General features: G+C 39.3%; 6 protein-coding genes. All 6 read left to right on the top strand.

Annotated elements, in window-relative coordinates; translation table 11 throughout:
- Nucleotides 1-143: 143 nt before the first annotated feature.
- Nucleotides 144-1,088, top strand: a complete 945-nt coding sequence (locus tag RUH74_RS24010) for a sugar-binding transcriptional regulator (RefSeq protein WP_313805367.1) — start codon at nt 144-146, stop codon at nt 1,086-1,088.
- Nucleotides 1,089-1,099: 11 nt separating this feature from the next.
- On the top strand, nt 1,100-2,023 hold the full coding sequence (locus RUH74_RS24005) for a sugar ABC transporter substrate-binding protein (RefSeq protein WP_313805365.1): 924 nt from the start codon (nt 1,100-1,102) through the stop codon (nt 2,021-2,023).
- Between the two features lie 24 nt (nt 2,024-2,047).
- Nucleotides 2,048-3,556 (top strand): sugar ABC transporter ATP-binding protein, encoded by a 1,509-nt coding sequence (locus tag RUH74_RS24000; RefSeq protein ID WP_313805362.1) that lies wholly within the window; start codon nt 2,048-2,050, stop codon nt 3,554-3,556.
- Nucleotides 3,553-4,524: an ABC transporter permease gene (locus RUH74_RS23995; protein ID WP_313805359.1), complete on the top strand. Its 972-nt coding sequence runs from the start codon at nt 3,553-3,555 to the stop codon at nt 4,522-4,524. The genes RUH74_RS24000 and RUH74_RS23995 overlap by 4 nt, the downstream gene beginning before the upstream one ends.
- A complete protein-coding gene (trpA, locus tag RUH74_RS23990; protein ID WP_313805356.1) occupies nt 4,521-5,294 on the top strand; it encodes a tryptophan synthase subunit alpha in 774 nt (257 codons plus the stop codon). Before RUH74_RS23995 ends, trpA begins: the two co-directional genes overlap by 4 nt.
- Before the next feature lie 13 nt (nt 5,295-5,307).
- Nucleotides 5,308-5,465, top strand: a 158-nt coding sequence (locus RUH74_RS24215; RefSeq protein WP_396230171.1) for an FGGY family carbohydrate kinase, incomplete at its 3' end; no start/stop codon positions are given.

Genomic DNA, 5,465 nt, shown 5'->3' with positions numbered 1-5,465 from the left:
ATAGGACTATTATCCTGAAATAACAATAAATATATTATTCGGAATTATTGACTTTTTTCAGATAAGTAGGTAAATTTAAATTACATCATGAACAAATTCTCAACGTTGCACAAATGTGCAATCTTAGGTAGAAGGGGGTTTCTATGGATAAGGAAAGATTAAGATTACTAGTGAAAATTTGTCATCTCTATTATCAGGATGGGATGAATCAACAACAAATTGCTTCGAAATACGGAATTTCACGATCTCAAGTTAGTAGGTATTTAGCATCAGCAAAAACGGAAGGGATTGTAGAAATTTCTATTCGCAATCCGTTTAGTGATGAGTCTGTTTTAGAGAATAAGCTAATACAGCAATATCATTTGCGGGATGTAATTGTAGTTGATACGACCGATGCTGATGATGCCTTGGCTGATATTTTGATGGGAAAGGCAGCAGCTGCATTCTTTGAAAACGATATCAAGGAAAAAGATGTTGTTGGGGTGATGGCTGGTAAATCGATAACAGCATTGGCGAGAGAAGTTACTGATCCGCAAAAGTCTAATATTCATTTTGTCCCTTTAGTAGGCGGCTGGGGATCGGAAGGAATGGAGTGGCATTCGAATATAAACTCTTCCTTGCTCGCTAAAAATACAAAGAACTCCTATTCAGTTTTACACGCTCCAGCGGTCGTCCGTTCAGCAGAGGCTAAAAAAACCCTTCTTCATGAGCCTGAGATTGCTAAACTGATGGCTTTCTATTCTCGTGTGAATGTCGCATTGGTTGGGATTGGACAAATTTCTAAAGAGGCTACACATGTTAAATCAACGAATATGACGGATGAAGATCTTGCAGCACTTGAGAGGGATGGGGTAGTAGCAAGTATAGCTACGACTTTCATTGATGCAAATGGGGAACAGGTAAACACCTCTTTCTCGGAGCGAATGATTGGAATTAGCGGACAAGATTTAAAAAAGGTGCCGCTTGTATTAGGAATTGCACGTGGAGAAGTCAAAGCCAAAGGAATTAGGGCGGCATTAAAGGGCGGATGGCTCGATGTTTTGGTTACTGATATGGAAACCGCAAAAATAATAATAAAAGAATCATAGGAGGTTATGGTATGAAAAGGTTAGTCATTATCGTGACAGCATTTGTGCTATTAGTCACATTAAGTGCATGTGGACAAAAGTCAGACGGATCAGGTGAAGAGGGGAAAAAAATAGCGATTTTAACGCCATTTCTATCATCCGTTACAACAAAACAAATGGTTGATACGTTAGAAAAACTTGCTGGAGAAAAAGGCTGGTCAACAAATACGATTGATACAAATGGGGATGTAGGTGCATTAGCCTCGCGTATGGAAGACGTCATTTCTTCAAATGTAGATGCAATTGTCTTAGTTAGTACAGATCCAAATCAAGTGAAATCCCAAATTAAAATGGCAAAGGAAAAAGGCATCCATGTCTTTGGAAGTGATGCAAGCTATATTGACGGAATGACTTTGAATGCAACAAGTGATAATGCGGAAATGTCCAAGTTAATAACAGGGTATTTAATTGAGCAGATTGGGGAAGAGGGCAATCTAATTGTTTTTACGCATCGCCCGCATCCTGGTGTTTTGAAGCGTACAGAAGTATTGGATGAAATGCTGAAGGATTACCCGAATATTCATGTGATTACTGAACAAGAAATTAAGGTGCCAGGGCCGATTGAAAATGCACGTCAACAAATGGAGAACTTGCTTCTTGCCAATAAAGAAGAAGGGTCAATTACTGCAGTTTGGGCCGGATGGGATGAGCCAGCGATTGGAGCAGCACAAGCGATAGAAGCTGCTGGGAGAGAAGGCATTATCGTAACTGGTATTGATGGAAATAGCCAAGCGATTGTCATGATAGAGACAGGAGCGCCAATTAAAGCGACTGTTCGGCAAAACTTTGAAGGGATGGCAGATATCGTTATGGAGCAAATGGAAAAAGTGTTTAATGGACAAGAAGTAGATAGTACGGAAATGTATGCTCCAGCAGAATTGATAAAAGAAAAATAGACACTCAGGAAGGGTGGTTGCAGGATGGCGTTACTTCAAATAGATAAGATCTCCAAAGTGTTTGGTACGAATAAAGCGTTAAATAATATAACTTTGTCTATAAACGCCGGTGAGGTCCACGCCTTAGTCGGAGAAAATGGAGCGGGTAAATCAACACTTATAAAAATTTTAACCGGGGTTTATTTTCCAAGTGAAGGAAGTCTCCATTGGCAAAGCAACCCAGTGAAAATAGGAAGCCCTAAGGAAGCACATGATCTTGGAATTAACGTCATCCATCAAGATCGCCAACTTATTTCTTACTTTACTGGACTGGAAAACCTTTATCTGAATACGAAATATCCTAAAAGCGGCTTAGGAATTAATTGGTCAGTGATGCATAAGGAAGCAGCTGCCTTAATAGAGAAATGGGGAATGAATATTCCCCTAAAGAAAACGGTATCGGAAATGACTCCTTCGGAAAGGACGATGCTAGAAATTGCACGTGCGATGATGTCAAATTCAAAGCTGCTGATATTAGATGAACCAACAGCTTCCCTGACAGATAAAGAGTCAGAACTATTATTTCAATTTATTGAACGATTGCGAAAAGAAGGAGTAGCCATTATCTATATTTCACATCGACTGGAAGAGGTCATACAATTATCCGATCGAATCACAGTGCTAATGGGCGGCAAACAAATCATCACTTTACCAAAAGAAGAGGTAACGCAGGAGCGTCTGATTCATTATATGACAGATGGTCAAGCCTCAATGGGAAAAAATAATCGGGCAAAACCCGCAATAGGAAAAACACTATTAAGTGTCAACAATCTGCGGACGTCAGATCATGTAGTTAAACAAGTAAGCCTAGAATTACACGAAGGAGAAATCCTCGGTGTTTATGGCTTGGCAGGTGCAGGCCGAACAGAAACAATGGAAGCAATCTATGGCTTGCGAAAGATAGAAGAGGGGACAATCGCTTTTTATCAGCAACTTGTGACAAATCCAAGTCCGGCTCATGCCATTGAAAAGGGAGTTGTTTTAATACCGGAAAATCGGCATGAAGATGCTTTAATTATGGGGAATTCTATCGCTGAAAATATGACTCTGCCAATATTAAGTAAACTTACAAAGGGTGGAGTCGTCCAAAGGAAAGAAGAGGACAAATTAATTGATAGAGAGATGAATCGATTCCAGGTGAAGGCAGTAAATAAATATCAAACAGTTGGAGAGTTAAGCGGAGGAAATCAGCAAAAGGTCGTTTTCGCCAAGGCATTATTGTCAGAACCATCGATATACATTTGCGATGAGCCGACACAGGCAGTAGACATAATGACAAGAAAGGAAATTCACCAATTTTTACGAGACCAAGTGTCTGAGAATAAAGGTGTGATCTATGTATCTTCCGATTTGCATGAAATATTAGAAATTAGTGATCGAATCATTGTATTTAGTGAGGGGAGAACGGTTGCTAATTTACCGAATGAGAATATTAAACCAGATGATGTCTTAGAAGTTTGCTACCGTTTTCAGAAGGAGGTTGTCCACGAGTGATTGCGCAAACAGAGAAAAGTCCAAATAAGATTTTTAACAAGAGTGTTCTTAGTTCCTATGGAACCATTATTGCAGGCATATTAATCATCATTATTTTTAGCGTCTTGAGCCCTTCTTCTTTTGCCACTGTAGATAATTTTATTAATATTACTCGTCAAATATCGCTGCTCGTTGTCATTGCAGTTGGAGCAACCTTGGTCATGTCCGTCAATGAATTTGACTTATCAATTGGAGCAATTGCCAGCTTGGGCGGAGTAGTCTCTGCCAAACTAGCCACGGAAGGTGTACCTATTGTTCTGTGCATTCTTATTCCTGTGCTTGTTGGATTTTTAGTAGGTTTTATCAATGGGTCAATTATTACCCATTTTAATGTATTATCATTTGTTACAACTTTAGCAATGGGGACTGTCATCGGTGGATTTACATTTTGGTTTACAGGGGGATCTACAATATTTGAAAACATTCCCGACGGTTTTAAATGGATCGGACAAACGGGTATAGCGGGTATACCGATGTTATCTATTATAATGCTGGTCCTTGTACTTGTGTTTTGGTTTTTAATGACACAAATGTCTGTTGGACGACGTTTTTATGCGATTGGCGGCAATGAAAAGGCTTCAAAGGTGTCAGGAATTCCAATAAAAAAGTATAAGACATTTGCTTTTGCCTTATGTGGCATGCTAGCCGCTCTAACAGGGGCTTTGCTTGCTTCACGCCTTGGATCTGCGCATCCAACTGGTGGGGATGGCTATTTTTTAAATGCGTATGCTGCAGTTTTTCTAGGAATGACCGTTGTTAGAAGTGGAATTCCTAATATATTTGGTACATTATTTGGAGCCGCCGTACTAGGGATCCTAGCAAATGGGTTAACAATATTGGAGATTCCTACCTTTTTGCAAAACGTCATTACCGGAATGATCATTATTATTGCATTAATAATTCAAAAGTTAGGCCGTGAAAACACATGATTACATCACAAGAGAATTTTTTAAATAGGGTAAAAAATGATAAACAATCCTTTTTAACAGGCTATTTTGTAGGCGGGGATCCGAATGTAGGAACTGCCCTTGGGTATGTTAAGCAGGCAGTCGCAAACGGTGTCGATGCGGTTGAAATAGGAATACCAAGCATGAATCCCTATTTAGAGGGGGAAGTAATTAAACGATCGCACGCCAGAGCCTATCCTAATTTTCATAAAAAGGACCAAATACTCCCTTTCTTCAAAAGGCTTCGAATGGAGATAAATGTACCAATATGGGTAATGGGATACTATGAAGATGTGATTAAGTCAGGACTTTATATTGATTTATCCATCTATCAAATTATTGATGGACTGATCATTCCAGATTTGCCTTTGGATGAAGTGATTGGCCTTCGTAAGAAGTTAAATAAATTCAATGTATCAGTCATCCCTGTAATTAACAACGGCATGGAAGATAGTGAGCTGATGGTCGCTTTAAAAGAAGCAGACTTAGTTTATTGTCAAATTCATCAAGGGAAAACAGGAACAAATATAACGAACCTTAATGAATTGCCTGATTTCTATCATAAAATTCGCAGTCAAACAGATGCAGCATTGATGGCTGGATTTGGTGTAAAAAATGCCAGTCTTGCTGAGCAGGTGTGGAAATGCGGATTTGAGGGTGTTGTTGTGGGAAGCGAGATTGTGAGAATGATAGAAACGCAAGATAAAGAACAATTCGTTCATTTCATTCAAGGTCTTTCTAGTGCTAAATAAAGGATGTGTAAATATGCACTATATTGCAGCTTTTGATTTAGGAACAACTGCGATTAAAGGTGTTTTATTAAGTCGCGAAGGGAACATTCACGCAGAGCACTCTTTTAACATCCAGACACGCATAGGTGATAATAACGAGAAAGAACAGAATCCCGAGGAATGGTGGGAAGG

Origin of the sequence: Cytobacillus sp. (assembly GCF_032154635.1) — a bacterium.
Classification (GTDB): Bacteria; Bacillota; Bacilli; order Bacillales; family Cytobacillaceae; genus Cytobacillus.
This window is presented reverse-complemented; position numbering and strand designations above follow the sequence as displayed.

Bases quoted from the DNA above. Each gene is read 5' to 3' on its own strand.
- RUH74_RS24010 (WP_313805367.1), top strand. From the start codon at position 144: ATGGATAAGGAAAGATTAAGATTACTAGTGAAAATTTGTCATCTCTAT.
- RUH74_RS24005 (WP_313805365.1), top strand. From the start codon at position 1,100: ATGAAAAGGTTAGTCATTATCGTGACAGCATTTGTGCTATTAGTCACA.
- RUH74_RS24000 (WP_313805362.1), top strand. From the start codon at position 2,048: ATGGCGTTACTTCAAATAGATAAGATCTCCAAAGTGTTTGGTACGAAT.
- trpA (WP_313805356.1), top strand. From the start codon at position 4,521: ATGATTACATCACAAGAGAATTTTTTAAATAGGGTAAAAAATGATAAA.